Raw genomic sequence first — 15,477 nt, forward strand, 5'->3', positions numbered from 1 at the left:
TACCGGCGTAGCGTCGCGCCCATGAGGGAGACGCCCGACGAGATCACCCGGCTGCAGGACCTGCTCGACCGCTCGCACGCGCAGGCGACCGAGCACCTCCGCGCGATCATCCACGGCGACCGGGTGCTCAGGGCCGACGACCTCGTCGCCCTGCTCACCGGCATGCGGGTGCTGTCGCTGGCCACCGTGACCGCCGAGGGGCACCCGCGGGTCAGCGCCGTCGACGGCCACTTCCTGCACGCCACCTGGTCGTTCAGCACCAGCGGCACCGCGGCCAAGGCCCGGCACATGAAGGCACGGCCGGACGTCAGCGTCGCGCACGTCGACAACGAGAAGCTGGCCGTGTTCAGCCACGGACGCGTCGAGCCGCTGGCCGAGGACGACCCGGAGTGGGACGAGACGCTGGCGTACTGGACCGGCCACTACGGCAGCTCGCCGCTGTCGTGGGGCGACGAGATCGTGCTGTACCGCTACATGCCGCACTGGATGGTCGGCTACGCCTGGAAGCGCGCGGAGCTGATGGCCGAGCGGGGCCTCGACCGGTGACCACCTGGGACGAGCTGGAGCAGGTGGTGCTGGCCTGGCCGGAGACGACGAGCACGCCGTCGTACGGCGGCTTCCCCGCGCTGCGCGTCAACAAGAAGCTCTTCGCCCGGCTGCGCGGCGAGATGGCCGACGACGTCGACGACCTCACCGGGGCGCCGTACGGCGAGGTGCTGATGGTCGGCGTCGGCGACCTGGGCGAGAAGGCGGCGCTGCTCGCCGACGACCCCGAGCAGTTCTTCACCGTGCCGCACTACGACGGCTACCCGGGCGTGCTGGTGCGCCTGGCCCGCGCCGACGACGCCGTCGTGCGAGAGCTGCTGCTCGACAGCTGGTGGCGCACGGCGCCCAAGCGCGCGCAGAAGGCCTACGAGGAGCAGTTCGGACCGCTGCCGTCGCCACCCGGCTAGGGTCGCCGGATGGTGGTGCGTGCGGTGGTGATGGACCTGGGCGACGTGCTCGAACGCGTGGGAGACGACGCCTGGCCGACCCGGTGGGCCGAGCGCTGGGCCGGCGAGGCCGGGCTCGACCTCGACGGGCTGGACACCGCGCTGGCCAGGCACGAGCCCGTCGGCGACCTGGTCACGGGCGCGGCGTCGGAGGCCGACTTCCGAACGGCGTACGCCGCCGCGCTCGGGCTGAGCGACGAGCAGGCGGCCGCGATGATGGCGGAGATGTGGGACGGCTACTGCGGCGAGCTCGACGTGCCGCTGCACGAGTTCTGGCTCTCGCTGCGCGAACGCGGCGTCCGCCTCGGGATCTTGTCGAACTCCATGGACGGGGCTCGTCGCGAGGAAGGCCGCCGCTACGGCTTCCCGGACCAGGTCGACGTGCTCGTGTACTCGCACGAGGTCGGCCTGGCCAAGCCCGACCCGGCCATCTACGCGCTCACCACGGAGCGGCTCGGCGTCCGGCCGGACGAGGTCGCCTTCCTCGACGACAGTGCCACCAACGTCGCCGCCGCGCAGACCCACGGGTGGCACGCGATGGTGCACGACAACACGCACCAGTCGATCGCGTGGCTGCGCGAGCTGCTGGACGGGGAGGCCTGAGTTATGTCAACCCCGCCGGAGTGTGGTCACTGAGGACGGAGAGAGCGGCAGTCGGCCCGAGGTCCGGGCCCTGCGCGCGTGACTGGTGGCCTCCGGTGCTGGCGTCGGCTGGCGCTCGTCGGGCGACGTCGTCAAAGCGTCGGTGCTGTCGTGGGAACGCCGCAGGGAGGATGCCGGCAGGTGCAGGGAGCATCGGCGGAGGTTTCGAGGGGCTCAGGGCAGCCCCTTCTCCGGAGTCGCCGCCTCCTGCGTAGTTCGCCGATAAGCGACATTATGTCAACTACCGTGGATTCCGGAACGGACCGCCCTGGGCCGCCCTCCCCGCTGTCCCTGCTATCCGTTGAGCAGGTCGGCCGCTGCTTCGCGCACCCGGTCGAGACTGCCGAGCTGCTCGTCGAGCACCTGGGCGGCGACGCCACGGCCTTCGCGGACGAGTGCCAGCAGCACGTGCGCCGGCGCGACCTCGTCGCTGCCCAGGTGCCGGGCCTCGCGGACGGCGATCTGCATGACCTTCAGCGCCCGGGCCGTGAGCCCGGGCGTCCGGGTGACGTCCAGGGCTCCCTCGCCGACGATCTCCAGCGCGGCGTCCATCGCGGCGTCGGCGGTGAGGCCGACCGCCGCGGCGACGCGTCCCGGCGGCAGCGCCAGCACGCCCACGAGCAGGTGCTCGGTGCCGACGTAGTGGTGCCGGTGCGCGCGCGCCCGCTCCTGGGCGATCCGCACGGCCGTCCGGACGTCGGCGTCGTACCCCTCCAGGTCACCCTGGTCGGGTTCGTCGGCGCGCGACTGAGCGCGCTGCTGGGCGGCCTGCTTGCTCACCCCCATCGCCGCGCCGATCTCCGACCACGACGCCCCCTCGGCGCGAGCCCTCTCCACGAAGTGCCCCACCAGGTCGTCGGCGGCCTCGGTCAGCTCCCGCGAGCCGAGCACCGCCAGGGACAGCAACCGCAGCGCGCTCCCCTGTGGCGCCGACGTCTCGACCTGCGCGACGAGCTCTTCGAGCGACACGTTGACCATGTGTCAAGGATGACTTGACGGCACCTGGTCGTCAAGAGTGAGTTGACGGCCCCGCGGGCTACGGTCGCTCCATGGCAGCCGACTACACCCACGGGCACGACGAGTCCGTGCTGCGCTCCCACCGGTGGCGCACCGCGGAGAACTCCGCGGCGTACCTGCTCCCGCACCTCGCCCCCGACCTGCACCTGCTCGATGTCGGCGCCGGGCCGGGCACGATCACCGCCGACCTCGCGGGCCGGGTCGCGACGGTCACCGCCACCGAGGTGGACGAGGCGACGCTCGACCTGACCCGCGCCGGCGTCGGGGACGCGGCGAACGTCCGGTACGCCGTCGCCGACGTGCACGCCCTCGGCTTCCCCGACGACACGTTCGACGTGGTGCACGCCCACCAGGTTCTGCAGCACGTCGCCGACCCGGTGCTGGCGCTGCGCGAGATGCGCCGCGTCACCAAGCCCGGCGGTCTGGTCGCCGCCCGCGACAGCGACTACCCGGCGTTTGCGTGGTTCCCGGCGCGCGACGGGCTCACCGCCTGGCTCGAGCTGTACGTCGGCCTCGCAAGCGCCAACGGCGGCACGCCCGACGCCGGCCGGAGGCTGCTGTCGTGGGCCCGGGCGGCCGGGTTCGAGGAGGTGACGGCGTCGTCGTCGACGTGGTGCTTCGCGACGCCCGAGGACCGGGCGTGGTGGGGCGGCATGTGGGCCGACCGCGTCACGGGCTCCGCGATCGCGACCCAGGCACTGAACACCGGCGCAGCGACCCGGGACGACCTCGACCGGATGGCCGACGCCTGGCGCACCTGGGCGGCCGCCGACGACGGCTGGATCTCGCTCCTGCACGGGGAGATCCTCGCCCGCGTGTGACTCCGTAGGGTCGTCCCGTGAGCAGCACCCACACCCAGGCCGCCAAGGTCGCCGTCTCCGGCGTCTTCGTCCTCAACGGCCTGGCGTTCGCGTCGTGGGTGTCTCGTGTCCCGGCGATCCGCGACACGCTCTCCCTCACCCCGGGCCAGGTCGGCCTGCTGCTGCTGTGCCTCTCCGCCGGTACGGCGATCGCGCTGCCGATCTCCGGCGTCGTCGTGCACCGGCTCGGCCCGGCCCGCACGGTCGCCACAATGGCGGCGGTGGTCACCCTGGGGCTGCTCGTCATGTCCGCCGGGCTGGTGACCGTCGCGATCCCGCTCGTCGCGGCGGGGATGGTCGTCTACGGCATCGGGACGTCGACCTGGGACGTCGCGATGAACGTCGAGGCCGCCGACGTGGAGCGCCGGCTGGGCCGCACGATCATGCCGCGCTTCCACGCCGGCTTCAGCGCGGGCACCGTGACCGGCGCGCTCCTGGGCGCGGCCGCCGCCCGGGTCGGGATCGACCTGCCGTACCAGCTGATCGGCACCGCATTCGTCGTGCTCGCCGTCGTACCGCTGGTGACCCGCTGGTTCACGCCGGTGCCCGAGGAGGACCCGCACGCGGAGCCGAAGCCGAGCGCGCTGGTCGCCTGGCGCGAGCCACGCACCCTGATGATCGGGCTCGTCGTGCTGGCGTTCGCGCTGTCCGAGGGCATCGCCAACGACTGGGTGGCACTCGCGCTCGTCGACGGGCACGACGCGGGCGAGTCGCTCGCGGCGTTCGGCTACGCGCTGTTCGTGTCCGCGATGACCGTCGGGCGGCTGTTCGGCGGCTCGGTGGTCGAACGGGTCGGACGCGTCGGCACGCTGCGGGTCACCGGGCTCCTCGTCACCGCCGGGGTGGCCGTCGTCGTGCTCTCCCCCGGCCTCCCCGGCGCGATGGTCGGGGCGGTGCTGTGGGGCATCGGCGCCTCGCTCGGCTTCCCGCTCGGCATGAGCGCCGCGGCCGACGACGAGCACCGCGCCGCGGCCCGGGTCGCGGTGGTCAGCTCCATCGGCTATGCGGCCTTCCTCGGCGGACCGCCGCTCGTCGGCCTGCTCGCCGACCACCTCGGGGTGCTGCAGGCGATCGTCGTGGCGGCCGTCGCCGGGATCGCCGGAGCCCTGCTGGCGAAAGCCACCGCGCCCACGTCGCCGCCCGGCCCGACCGCACCTGGCCCGACCGGTCCGACCTCTCCTGGCGAGGCCGCTGCCGACCGACGGCTAGCGTGACCCGCATGCGCCTGCCCGTGCCCGGTCCCCGCGACCTCCTCCAGCTCGTCGAGCGGGGTGGTGACGCGCTCGAGACCGTGCTCGGCGCCGTACCCCGCCTGCTCTCCCTGCTCGACCAGGCCGAGGACCTCCTCGGCCGGGTCGGCGGCCTGCTCGACCGCATCGAGGGCACGCGTCAGGGCGCGGACGAGGTCGTCGCGCGCACCGACGCCACCGTCGGCCGGGCGGACGCGCTGGTCACCTCGGTGGAGCCGCTCAACCAGCGGCTGGCCGCGCTGCTCGACCGGCTGGAGCCTCCGCTCACCCGGCTGCAGCCCACCCTCGACCGGCTCGCCGAGACGACGGACCCGCACGAGGTCGACGCGCTCGTCGAGCTGATCGACCACCTGCCCAACCTCGCGCACAAGATGGAGACCGACATCGTGCCGGTCCTCGACAGCCTCGGCTCGGTCGCGCCCGACCTGCACGACCTGCTCGACGTCTCCCGCGAGCTCAACGAGATGCTCAGCCAGATCCCGGGCATCAGCCGGATGAAGAAGCGGATCGACGAGCAGCAGGAGGCCGAGGGCCGCGGGTGAGACGGCTCACCCGGTGAATGGCCGCCGAGGCCCTGGGTACGGGCGCCGCATGACCACCACCACGAACGACACCCGCAAGGTCGCGTTCCTCGTGGCCTCCGAAGGCATCGAGCGCGTCGAGCTGACCGAGCCGTGGAAGGCCGTCGCCGACGCGGGTTTCGAGCCGGTCCTGGTCTCCCCCGAGGCCGGCGAGGTGCAGACCTTCGACCACCTCGACAGGTCCGACAAGCAGGCCGTCGACGTGACCGTCGCCGATGCGAACGTCGACGAGTACGCCGCGCTGGTCCTGCCCGGCGGCGTCGCAAACCCGACGCGCTCCGCCTCGACGAGGGCGCGGTCGGGTTCACCCGCGACTTCCTCGCCTCCGGCAAGCCGCTCGCCGCGATCTGCCACGCGCCGTGGACGCTCGTCGAGGCCGACGTGCTGAAGGGCCGCACGCTGACCAGCTGGCCGAGCCTGCGCACCGACATCACCAACGCTGGCGGCACCTGGACCGACGAGAAGGTCGTCGTCGACGGCAACCTCATCACCAGCCGCAACCCCGACGACCTCCCGGCGTTCGTCTCGGCGCTGGTCGAGTCGCTCCAGCACGGGGACGCCGCCGCGTCCTGACGACGCCGTCCAGTAGGTTCGCGGCATGTCGAGCCGCATCCCGGTCGGCCTGTGACCGACCTCCACGACCTGCCCACCCCCACCCTCGTCGTCGACATCGACCTGCTGCAGCGCAACGTCGCCGACATGGCGTCGTACGCCGCCACGGAGGACCTCGCGCTGCGCCCGCACGCCAAGACCCACAAGACGCCGCGGATCGCCGACCTGCAACGGGCGGCGGGCGCGGTCGGGCTCACCGTCGCCACGGTCTCGGAGGCCGAGGTGTTCGCGGACGCCGGCCACACCGACCTGTTCGTGGCCTACCCGCTCTGGCTGGACCACGACCGGACCTGCCGCATCCGTGAGCTGCTCGGCCGCACCGCGCTGACCCTCGGTGTCGACTCGGCCGAGGGTTCGCGCCGGCTCGCCGCCCAGCTCGGCGACGACCGCGGCCGGCTCCGCGTCCGGGTCGAGGTCGACAGCGGGCACCATCGCAGCGGTGTCGCCCCGGAGGAGGCCGGCGACGTCGCCGAGGCCGCCGAGCACGCGGGTCTGGTCGTCGACGGCGTCTTCACCTTCCCGGGGCACTCCTACTCCCCCGGCGCCCAGGCCGACGTGGCCGGTCAGGAGTCCGACGCGCTCGGCCGGGCCGCGGCCGCGCTGCGCCGTCGAGGCATCGACGCCCCGGTCGTCAGCGGCGGCTCGACGCCCAGCGCGCAGGCCACCTCCGCCGGCGTGCTCACCGAGCTGCGGCCCGGCGTCTACGTCTTCGGCGACGCCCAGCAGTGGGAGCTCGGCACCACCACACCCGACCGGATCGCGCTCAGCTGCTGGGCCACCGTGGTCAGCCACGCCGGTGGCCGCGCCGTCCTCGACTCCGGCAGCAAGGTCATCGGGGCGGACCGCTCGGCGTGGGCCACCGGCCACGGGCGGCTGCTCGACCACCCCGACGCCCGGATCGTGCAGCTCTCGGAGCACCACGCGGTCGTCGACGGCTTCACCGGCCCGCTGCCGCCGCTGGGCAGCCACCTGCGCGTCGTACCCAACCACGTCTGCAACGCCGTCAACCTCGTCGACCGGCTCGTCGTCGTCCAGGACGGCCGCGTCGTCGACACCTGGGAGGTCGCCGCGCGAGGAGCCAACACGTGAGCCCGTCGGCCCAGGGCCACCGCCCCGACCTGGTCATGTTCGACTGCGACGGCGTGCTCGTCGACAGCGAACGGCTCACCGTCGGCGTCGAGGCCCGCGTGCTCACCGAGCTCGGTTGGCCGATGGACGCCGCCGAGGTCGTCGCCCGCTGGATGGGAGGTACGTCGGCCGCGCAGATCGCCGACGTCGCCGCGCGCCTCGGCCCCGAGACCGCGGCCCGCTTCGACGATCTGACCACCGCCGAGGTGCACGCCGCGTTTGAGACCGACCTGGTCGCCGTCCCCGGGGTCGCGGACCTCGTCGACCACCTCCACGACGCCGGCGTCCGCACCTGCGTCGCGTCGAGCGGCAGCCACGAACGGATGGCCCTCACCCTCGGGCTGACCGGGCTCCGGGACCGGTTCGACGGGCGGATCTTCAGCGCCACCGAGGTCGCGCACGGCAAGCCCGCACCCGACCTCTTCCTGCACGCGGCCGAGCGGATGGGGACCGACCCGGCGCGCTGCGCGGTCATCGAGGACAGCGTGCACGGCGTCCGGGCGGGCGTCGCCGCGGGGATGCAGGTCTACGGCTACGCCGGCGGGCTGTCCGCTCCCGACGCGCTCGCGGCCGCCGGGGCGGTGCTGTTCGACGAGATGATCGACCTGGTCGCGATCTTCTCCCACTCCTCGTCCAGCAGCGCGTAGTCCGCCTCGTCGCCCCACTCCCCCTTGAACCACTCGTTCTTCACCAGCAGCGCCTCGCGGCGCATGCCGAGCCGTTCGAGCACCGCGGCCGAGCCGGTGTTGCGGGCGTCGATGCGCGCGATGACCCGGTGCATGCCCAGCAGGTCGAAACCGATCTCGAGCATCGCCCGCGCACCCTCGGTGGCCAGGCCCCGGCCCCAGAAGTCCGGGTGCAGCACGTAGCCGACCTCGCCACCGCGGTGCTCCACGCTCCGCAGGAACAGCACGAACTCCCCCACCAGCCGGCCGGACTCCTTGTCGAAGCCCGCCAGCGTCATGCCGTCGTCGTCCTTCTCCAGGACCGCGGTCTGGTGCCGGTCGAGCGCCTTGCGCGACGCCTCGGCGTCCCGCGTCTCCCACGGCAGGTACCGCGCCACGTCGTCGCGACCGTGCAGGTCGTGGAACGCGTCGTAGTCGTCGAGGGAGTACGGGCGCAGCAGCAGTCGCTCGGTCTCCGCGCGGTAGCCGCCGAAGTCCACTCAGACCACCTCCACCGAGACCGGGGTGCCGCGCTCGACCGTGCGGCTCACCGTGCAGAGCCGGTCGTGCGATCGCTCGACGGCGCTCGGCAGCACCTCCCGCGCGGCGTCGCCCGCCTCGCCCTCGGGGAAGGCGATCTCGATCGTCACCGCCAGGTCCTCCATGCGGTTGCCGGTCTCGTCGCGCACCTTGTCGCCGCGCACCTGCACCCGGAACGTCGTCGGCTCCGCGCGCTTGACGGTGATGTAGTCGACGTCCGCCGCCGTGCACCCGGCGATGGCGGTCAGCAGCAGCTCGACCGGGCTGAACTCGTCGCTGTCACCGCCCGACCCGAACCGCAGCGTGCCGCCGCGCGGGTTCACCGCCTCGTAGCGGCCCAGGGCCAGCCGGGTGATCTCGACGCTGCGTCCGCTCCCGTCGGTCATGGCGGGAACTCTGCCACAGCGCGGTCAGCAGCCCGTGAACAGCCGGGCGGGGTCGAACAGCTCGGGCATGTCGCGGCGCAGCAGCGGGTCCGCGACGTCCTCCTCCAGCGAGGCCGAGCCCTGCTCCTGCGACCCGTCGATCGAGAGCGTGTACGTGGTGCGCTGCACGTCCCAGGCCAGCATCACGCCCGGCGGTTCGGCCGTCGTGGCGCTGAGCACCTCGACCGTGTCGTCGCCGCACCGCACCGCCAGGGGTGCCATGCCGCCGTCGGTGGCGACGAACGGGACGACCGGATGTCCGTTCACCGTGACCTCACGCATCGCGTCGGGACCCACCAGGTACAGGTGCGGCTGGAAGCCGCCGCGCGGGTGCATCCCGCCGTCGACCCGCACGAGCACGCCGCCGCCCAGCGGTCCCGCGTCGAGCACCGAGATGGTGCTGCCGTCGAGCTCGTCGGAGCCGACGTCGACGCCGACGACCCCGCCGGGACCGGACGCGACCAGGGCGCCGGCGCAGGGCCCGTCCGACGGCAGCTTGAGCTGCATGTCCGCCCCCCAGCCGTCGTGCCGCAGCGTCGTGGCCGGCGAACCCGCGGCCGCGAACGCCTCCTCGGTGCAGTCGCCCCACGCCTGCCCGGGCGCACCCGTCGGCGTACCGGACCCGTCCGCGGCACCGTCGTCGGACCCGCCCGTCCGGGACCCGCATCCGGCCAGCGCGACCGACGGCACCAGGGCCAGCACCACGAGAAGGCGTCGCATGCCGATGGGACGCATCGTCAGAGCAGTGGGTTCCGTCGGGCCAGGCTCGAGGTGACCCGCCGCACCGCGGCGAGGCTGTCGCGCAGGAAGGCGCGCAGCCCGTGCGCGAACGCGTCCTCGGGCAGGGCCGCGTCGGCAGCGACCGTGAGCTCCAGCATCATCCCGCCCACGATGAGCCCGGCGATCAGGTCAGCGAACCAGTGCCAGTTCAGCGACAGCGACACGACCACCATCATCACCGACAGGCCGGCGACGGCCGACCACAGCACGGCGTACTCACCACGGCTGACCCGGTAGTAGCGGCCGAGGAGGTACACGGCGAGCCCGTAGACCAGCACGATGTTGGCGGTGTGGCCCGACGGGTACGCCATGCCGCCGATGAAGAACGACGGGTCGGCAGGTGCGGGCTGCCCTCGGCCCAGCGCGAGCTTGAGGATCCCCACGACGAGGTTGAGCAAGAGCACCGCCCCGACGGCGATCACCGCAGGCCGCCAGGAGCGCTCCTTGCGGCAGCACACCCACACCACGACCGCCAGGATCGGCAGGCAGATCGCCCGCTGCCCGACGCGGTCGAGCAGGTGGAGCACGGGGACCCAGCCGGACGGCGGCGGGGCGAGGTTGAAGTACTGGTCGAGCGCCATCAGCCGGCCCATGACCAGCAGGGTGAAGCCGGTGAACACCAGGCCGAGGAAGCCCGCGAGCGCGAGCGCCGACGACGCCTCGCTCGTCCAGCCCTCGTGCGGACCCGGGACGTCCGGGCCGCTCGCATCCCGCCTGCCCAGCCTGCGCACTCCGCCTCCGTTCGCACCTGTGGACTGTGCCCGGCCGGTCCGCAGCACCCCGAGACTCCTGCCTCGCCGTCCTCCCCAAATATAGGGTTTCCACATGAGCCCTCCCCGACGCCCCGGACCGTCGGTGCGCACGCGCGTGCGCGAGGTGCGCAACGGCGGCGCGGTCGTGCGCGAGGACCGGCTCGCCACCGAGGAGCCGCTCGAGATCCGCTGCTCCTGGCCCGGCGTCGACGGGCACCGGGTCGCCGTGACGATGCGCACACCGGGGCAGGACTTCGAGCTGGCCGCGGGCTTCTTGTTCGCCGAGGGCGTCGTGGGCGGGCAGGAGCATCTGCACACCGTGGCCTACTGCACCGACACGAACCTCACGCCCGAGCAGGAGTTCAACGTCGTGACGGTGGACCTCGCCGGTCCCCCGCTCCGGCACCCCGCGGTGCGGTACGGCGGGCTCGCCGGCGCGTCCTCGGCGTGCGGGGTCTGCGGCACCGAGAGCATCGACGACGTCCTCGCGCTGGTGGCGTCGTTCCCGACCCGCGACCATGCCGCGACACCGCCGCCCGTCGACCGCGCCGTCGTCCACGGCCTGCCCGACCGGCTCCGCGAGGCGCAGCGCGTCTTCGACACGACGGGCGGCCTGCACGCCGCCGGACTGTTCACCGCCCACGGTGAGCCGCTCGTGGTGCGCGAGGACATCGGCCGGCACAACGCGGTCGACAAGGTCGTCGGTGCCCGGCTGCTGGCGGGTGCGACGACCGCCGTACCCGTGCTGGCGGTGAGCGGCCGCATCGGCTTCGAGATCGTCCAGAAGGCCGTCGCCGCCGGCGTCGGACTGCTCGCCGCGGTGGGCGCCCCGTCCAGCCTCGCCGTCGACCTGGCCCGTCGCGCCGGCCTGTGCACGGTGGGGTTCGTCGACCCCGAACGGTTCGTCGTCTACAGCGCCCCGGAGCGGCTCGGCGTGTGAACCGGGGACTGTCGGCGTGCCCGATTAGCGTTCGTGGCGATGAGAGTCCTGCACACCTCCGACTGGCACCTGGGACGGTCCTTCCACCGGGTGGGGCTGCTCGATGCCCAGGCGGTCTTCGTCGACCACCTGCTGGCGACGGTCGAGCAGGAGCAGGTCGACCTCGTCGTCGTCTCGGGCGACGTCTACGACCGCGCGCTGCCTCCCGTCGACGCCGTCGAGCTCGCCGACGAGACGTTCGCGCGCCTCGCCGCCTCGCGCGCCCAGGTGGTCGTCACCAGCGGCAACCACGACTCCCACGTCCGGCTCGGGTTCAACGCCCGCCTGGCCGACGCCGCCGGCGTGCACCTGCGCACCCGCCACCAGGACGTCGGCACGCCGGTGCTCCTCGACGACGCGCACGGACCCGTCGCCGTCTACGGCCTGCCCTACCTCGAGCCCGACGCCGTCCGCGGACCCTGGCAGCTCACGGCCCGCAGCCACGAGGCGGCCCTGACCGAGGCGATGCGCCGCGTCCGGGCCGACCTCGACACCCGGCCCGGCACCCGCTCGGTCGTGATGGCCCACGCGTTCGTCGCCGGCGACCCGGACGCTGCCCCGGCGATGGCCAGCGACAGCGAGCGCGACATCTCCGTCGGCGGCGTCCAGCTCGCGCCGACCAGCCTGTTCGCCGGCGTCGACTACACCGCGCTGGGCCACCTCCACGGCCGCCACACGCTGAGCGACGCCGTCCGCTACAGCGGCTCGCCACTCGCCTACTCGTTCTCCGAGGCCCGCCACACCAAGGGCTGCTGGCTCGTCGAGATCGGTCGTGACGGGGTCGAGCGCGCCGACTTCGTCGAGGCGCCGGTGCCGCGTCGCCTGCGCAGCGTGCGCGGCCGGCTCGACGACCTGCTCCGCGACCCGGTGCTCGCCGACGCCGAGGACGCCTGGGTGCAGGCCACGCTCACCGACGCGCGCCGTCCGCTGCACGCGATGGAGCGGCTGCGCTCGCGGTTCCCGCACGCGCTGCTGCTCGCCTTCGAGCCCGAGGGAGCACCCCGCGCCCGTGGCCCGGTGCTGCCCCGCGTCGACGGCCGCTCCGACCTCGACGTCGCCCTCGGTTTCGTCGCCGAGGTGCGCGACCTGGAGGCCACCACCGAGGAGGCGCTGCTGCTCCAGCTCGCCTGCGACTCCTGCCGCATCAACGACGACCGCGACGCCGACGGGTTCGTCGAGGTCCGCGGGACCGGGTGACGCGGTGCGCCTCCACGACCTCGAGGTGACGGCGTTCGGGCCGTTCCCCGGCACCGAGCGCGTCGACTTCGACGCCCTCAACGACGCCGGCCTCTTCCTGCTCTCCGGCGCCACCGGCGCGGGCAAGACCAGCATCCTCGACGCCGTCTGCTTCGCGCTCTACGGTCAGGTGCCGGGCGTCCGCGGCGTCAAGGCGCTGAAGTCCCAGCACGCCGCCGACGAGGCCCGGCCCGAGGTGGTGCTCGACTTCAGCGTGCGCGACCGCCGCTTCGTCGTACGCCGCTCGCCGGAGTGGACCCGCCCCAAGCGGCGCGGCGAGGGCACCGCGACCGAGAAGGCCCGCGCGTCGATCGCCGAGGTGCGCGCCGACGGCGAGGACCTGCTCAGCCACCGCGCCGCGGAGGTCGGCCAGCTCGTCTCCGACCTGGTCGGCATGCAGGCCGCACAGTTCCAGCAGGTCGCGATGCTGCCGCAGGGCGAGTTCCAGCGGTTCCTGCAGGCCTCCTCGCAGGACCGGCACGACGTGCTGCAGCGGCTCTTCCACACCGACCGGTTCTCGCGCATCGAGGACTGGGTCGCCGACCACAGCCGGCAGCGACGCGACGCGGCCGCCGACGGGCAGTCGACCGTGCAGCGGCTGGTCGACACGCTCGCCGAGCGAGCCGCCGTCGAACCACCCGAGCACCTCTCCCCCGACCGTCTGCTCGCCGCTGCCGGCAGCGGCGAGGTCAGCGTCTGGGCACACGAGCGCCTGGACGACGCGGCCGGCCTCGACGTCGCCGCCCGGGCCGGCCACGACCAGGCCGCGGCGGCCGCCGCCGCGGCCGCGAGCCGCCTCGACCGGGCCCGCGAGCGGGCGGCGGCCCGGGCCCGTCGCGACGAGGCGCAGGCACAGCTGAGCCGGTTGGAGGCGGAGGTCGACGCGGTCACCGCCGCCACCGCTGCGCTCGACGGCCACTGTCGCGCCGTCCGCGTCCTCCCGGCCCTGGCCGTCCTCGAGCGCGCCCAGCGTGAGTCGACCCAGGCGACGGCCACGGCCACCCGATCGGCCGAGGCCGCCCGCGCCCGCGACCTGGCCCCTGAGCCGGCCTGGGCCGACACCGTGGCCGAGTTGCGCGAGCAGGTCACCCGCACGCAGCGGCTCACCCCGCTGCTCGACGAGCACACCGCCGCGACCGACGCCGTGGGCGCCACCCGCCGACGGCTGGCCGAGGCCGAGGCCGCGCGGGTCCGCGCGGCGACGGCGCACGAGGCACTCCCCGGCGAGCGCGACCGCCTGCGCCGCGCCCTCGACGCGGCCCGCGAGGAGGCAGGCCGCGGCGAGGCTCTCCGGCTGCAGCTCGCCTCGACGCGCCAGCGCGCCCGTGCGGCCGCCGACCTGCCGGCCGCCGAAGCCACCGCGGCGACGCTGGCCGACCGGGCCCGCGACGCGCGCGACCTGGCCGCCGACACGCGCGACCACATGCAGGACCTCGTCCAGCGCCGGCTCGACGGGATCGCGGCCGAGCTGGCCGGTCGGCTCGAGGACGGCCGGGCGTGCCTGGTGTGCGGCGCGACCGAGCACCCCGACCCGGCGTCGAGCGATCAGGCGAGCGTCACGGCGGACGAGCAGGAGGCCGCGGGCGCCGCCTTCGACGTCGCGCAGGCCGCCCACGCCGACCTCGTCGCGCGCGCCGCCGACGCCGACCGCCAGGTCGCCTCGCTGCGCGAGCTGGCTGCCGGTCGCGACGCCGCCACCTGGGACGCGGAGGTGGAACGACTGCGCGGCGAGCTCGCGACGGCCGAGGAGTCCGCAGCCCGCGCCGAGGCCCTCGCGAAGGACCTGGTGTGCGTCGAGCAGAGGCTCGCCGAGGCCGAGCGGGCCCTGCGCGCCCACGACGTCCGGGCGGCCGAGCTCGCCGAGACCCTGCGCGCCGACGAGGGCCGGGCCGTCCGGGCCGAGACGCACCTGGCCGAGGCGTGGCCCGACCCGGGGCTCGACGCGTCCGACCTGCCGCGACTGGTGGAGCGGCTGCGCACCGACCTCGCCGCCGCCGGGGCCGCCCACGACACCGCCGAGGCGGCGGCCGGAGCGGCGAGCCGCGTCGACGAGGTCCGCGCCTCCGCCGTCGAGGCGTCCACCGCCGAGGGGTTCGCCGACCTCGACGACGTACGTTCGGCGGTCCTGACCGACGCCCGGCACCGCGACCACGAGGAGCTGCTGGCCGACCACGCCCGCCGCGAGGCCGCCGCCCGGTCGGTGCTCGACGAGCCCGCCGTCGCCGCTCTCGTCGTCGCGTCCGAGGACGCACCGCTCGAGGGGCTCGACGAGCTCGAGACGCTCGACGGCCTCGACGACCTTGACGACCTGGCTGCCTCCGCCCGGTCCGCGCAGGAGACGGCGGAGGCGGCGACCCGGGTGTTCCACCTGGCCGAGCAGCGGCTGACCTCGGTCCGAAGCCTGGTCGATCGGCTCGACGCCGCCCTGACCGACTGGGCACCCGCCCGCGACGAGTTCCTCCTCGCCGAGTCCATGTCGCGCCTCGTGCGTGGCCTCGGCGGTGACAACCAGCTGCAGATGCGCTTGTCGTCCTACGTCCTGGCCACCCGGCTCGACCAGGTGCTCGACGCCGCCAACGAACGGCTGTCACACCTCCGCGACCAGCGCTACCTCCTCCAGCGCACCGGCCGCGCCGCCCGACGCGGGTCGCAGGCCGGGCTCGGGCTCGAGGTCGTCGACCAGTGGACGGGCGACGTGCGCGACCCCGCCACGCTCAGCGGAGGCGAGACGTTCGTGGTCTCGCTGTCGCTGGCGCTCGGCCTCGCCGACGTGGTCACCCACGAGGCCGGCGGCACGGAGATCGAGACGCTGTTCGTCGACGAGGGGTTCGGCACGCTCGACGCCGACACCCTCGACGACGTGATGGACCGGCTCGACGGGCTGCGCGCCGGTGGCCGCACCGTCGGGGTGGTCAGCCACGTCACCGAGCTGCGCAGCCGCATCCCCGTCCAGCTCCACGTCGACAAGACCCCGGCAGGGTCCTCGATCCGTGCCCACGCCCTCGTCGGATGATGGTC

Annotated in this window: 16 protein-coding genes and 1 pseudogene; 12 read left to right on the plus strand and 5 right to left on the minus strand. The window is 74.2% G+C overall.

The window, feature by feature from the left end; genetic code table 11:
• Nucleotides 1–21: 21 nt before the first annotated feature.
• Genes ETU37_RS13575 through ETU37_RS13585 form a run of 3 tightly spaced genes read left to right on the plus strand, consistent with a single transcriptional unit; the run spans nucleotide 22 to nucleotide 1,595 of the window.
• A complete protein-coding gene (locus tag ETU37_RS13575; RefSeq protein WP_129987863.1) occupies nucleotides 22–546 on the plus strand; it encodes a pyridoxamine 5'-phosphate oxidase family protein in 525 nt (174 codons plus the stop codon).
• Complete coding sequence (locus tag ETU37_RS13580; RefSeq protein WP_129987864.1) at nucleotides 543–953, plus strand: MmcQ/YjbR family DNA-binding protein; 411 nt, start codon at nucleotides 543–545, stop codon at nucleotides 951–953. Before ETU37_RS13575 ends, ETU37_RS13580 begins: the two co-directional genes overlap by 4 nt.
• A gap of 9 nt (nucleotides 954–962) precedes the next feature.
• Nucleotides 963–1,595 carry an HAD family hydrolase gene (locus ETU37_RS13585; protein ID WP_129987865.1) on the plus strand — a complete coding sequence of 211 codons (633 nt, stop codon included), beginning with the start codon at nucleotides 963–965 and terminating at the stop codon, nucleotides 1,593–1,595.
• Between the two features lie 333 nt (nucleotides 1,596–1,928).
• Here the strand turns inward: ETU37_RS13585 and ETU37_RS13590 are convergent, their stop codons facing one another.
• The gene (locus ETU37_RS13590) at nucleotides 1,929–2,612 is read right to left on the minus strand and encodes a Clp protease N-terminal domain-containing protein (protein WP_129987866.1); all 684 of its coding nucleotides are present in this window, start codon (nucleotides 2,610–2,612) and stop codon (nucleotides 1,929–1,931) included.
• 71 nt (nucleotides 2,613–2,683) lie between these two features.
• Between ETU37_RS13590 and ETU37_RS13595 the strand changes: the two genes are divergently transcribed.
• The 6 genes and pseudogenes from ETU37_RS13595 to ETU37_RS13620 all read left to right on the plus strand — a co-directional run bounded on the left by ETU37_RS13595 (nucleotide 2,684) and on the right by ETU37_RS13620 (nucleotide 7,729).
• Nucleotides 2,684–3,472, plus strand: coding sequence for a class I SAM-dependent methyltransferase (locus tag ETU37_RS13595; protein WP_129987867.1), 789 nt, complete (start codon nucleotides 2,684–2,686; stop codon nucleotides 3,470–3,472).
• Between the two features lie 17 nt (nucleotides 3,473–3,489).
• Nucleotides 3,490–4,725 carry an MFS transporter gene (locus ETU37_RS13600; RefSeq protein ID WP_129987868.1) on the plus strand — a complete coding sequence of 412 codons (1,236 nt, stop codon included), beginning with the start codon at nucleotides 3,490–3,492 and terminating at the stop codon, nucleotides 4,723–4,725.
• A gap of 5 nt (nucleotides 4,726–4,730) precedes the next feature.
• A complete protein-coding gene (locus ETU37_RS13605) occupies nucleotides 4,731–5,303 on the plus strand; it encodes a hypothetical protein (RefSeq protein WP_129987869.1) in 573 nt (190 codons plus the stop codon).
• Between the two features lie 49 nt (nucleotides 5,304–5,352).
• Nucleotides 5,353–5,915: pseudogene (locus tag ETU37_RS13610) on the plus strand (type 1 glutamine amidotransferase domain-containing protein).
• 51 nt (nucleotides 5,916–5,966) lie between these two features.
• Nucleotides 5,967–7,043 (plus strand): alanine racemase, encoded by a 1,077-nt coding sequence (locus tag ETU37_RS13615; RefSeq protein WP_240755721.1) that lies wholly within the window; start codon nucleotides 5,967–5,969, stop codon nucleotides 7,041–7,043.
• Entirely contained in the window at nucleotides 7,040–7,729 is a 690-nt protein-coding gene (locus tag ETU37_RS13620) for an HAD family hydrolase (protein ID WP_240755722.1), read from the plus strand. The genes ETU37_RS13615 and ETU37_RS13620 overlap by 4 nt, the downstream gene beginning before the upstream one ends.
• On the opposite strand, the gene ETU37_RS13625 is transcribed toward ETU37_RS13620, so the two are convergent.
• Genes ETU37_RS13625 through ETU37_RS13640 form a run of 4 tightly spaced genes read right to left on the minus strand, consistent with a single transcriptional unit; the run spans nucleotide 7,615 to nucleotide 10,223 of the window.
• A complete protein-coding gene (locus tag ETU37_RS13625; RefSeq protein ID WP_129987870.1) occupies nucleotides 7,615–8,247 on the minus strand; it encodes a GNAT family N-acetyltransferase in 633 nt (210 codons plus the stop codon). The two genes, ETU37_RS13620 and ETU37_RS13625, sit on opposite strands and share 115 nt — an antisense overlap.
• Entirely contained in the window at nucleotides 8,248–8,673 is a 426-nt protein-coding gene (locus tag ETU37_RS13630) for an OsmC family protein (RefSeq protein ID WP_129987871.1), read from the minus strand.
• Nucleotides 8,674–8,697: 24 nt separating this feature from the next.
• Nucleotides 8,698–9,432 (minus strand): hypothetical protein, encoded by a 735-nt coding sequence (locus tag ETU37_RS13635; protein WP_129987872.1) that lies wholly within the window; start codon nucleotides 9,430–9,432, stop codon nucleotides 8,698–8,700.
• A 17-nt stretch (nucleotides 9,433–9,449) separates the two neighbouring features.
• Nucleotides 9,450–10,223, minus strand: coding sequence for a phosphatase PAP2 family protein (locus tag ETU37_RS13640; RefSeq protein ID WP_129987873.1), 774 nt, complete (start codon nucleotides 10,221–10,223; stop codon nucleotides 9,450–9,452).
• Between the two features lie 94 nt (nucleotides 10,224–10,317).
• Here ETU37_RS13640 and fdhD point away from each other — a divergent pair, with 94 nt between their 5' ends.
• The 3 genes from fdhD to ETU37_RS13655 are packed head-to-tail and all read left to right on the plus strand — an operon-like array spanning nucleotide 10,318 to nucleotide 15,472.
• Entirely contained in the window at nucleotides 10,318–11,184 is an 867-nt protein-coding gene (gene fdhD, locus ETU37_RS13645; RefSeq protein WP_129987874.1) for a formate dehydrogenase accessory sulfurtransferase FdhD, read from the plus strand.
• A 39-nt stretch (nucleotides 11,185–11,223) separates the two neighbouring features.
• Nucleotides 11,224–12,420 carry an exonuclease SbcCD subunit D gene (locus tag ETU37_RS13650; protein ID WP_129987875.1) on the plus strand — a complete coding sequence of 399 codons (1,197 nt, stop codon included), beginning with the start codon at nucleotides 11,224–11,226 and terminating at the stop codon, nucleotides 12,418–12,420.
• A gap of 4 nt (nucleotides 12,421–12,424) precedes the next feature.
• Nucleotides 12,425–15,472 (plus strand): AAA family ATPase, encoded by a 3,048-nt coding sequence (locus ETU37_RS13655; protein ID WP_129987876.1) that lies wholly within the window; start codon nucleotides 12,425–12,427, stop codon nucleotides 15,470–15,472.
• Nucleotides 15,473–15,477 lie beyond the last annotated feature (5 nt).

The organism is Nocardioides iriomotensis, from assembly GCF_004168035.1.
Taxonomy (GTDB): Bacteria; Actinomycetota; Actinomycetes; order Propionibacteriales; family Nocardioidaceae; genus Nocardioides_B; species Nocardioides_B iriomotensis.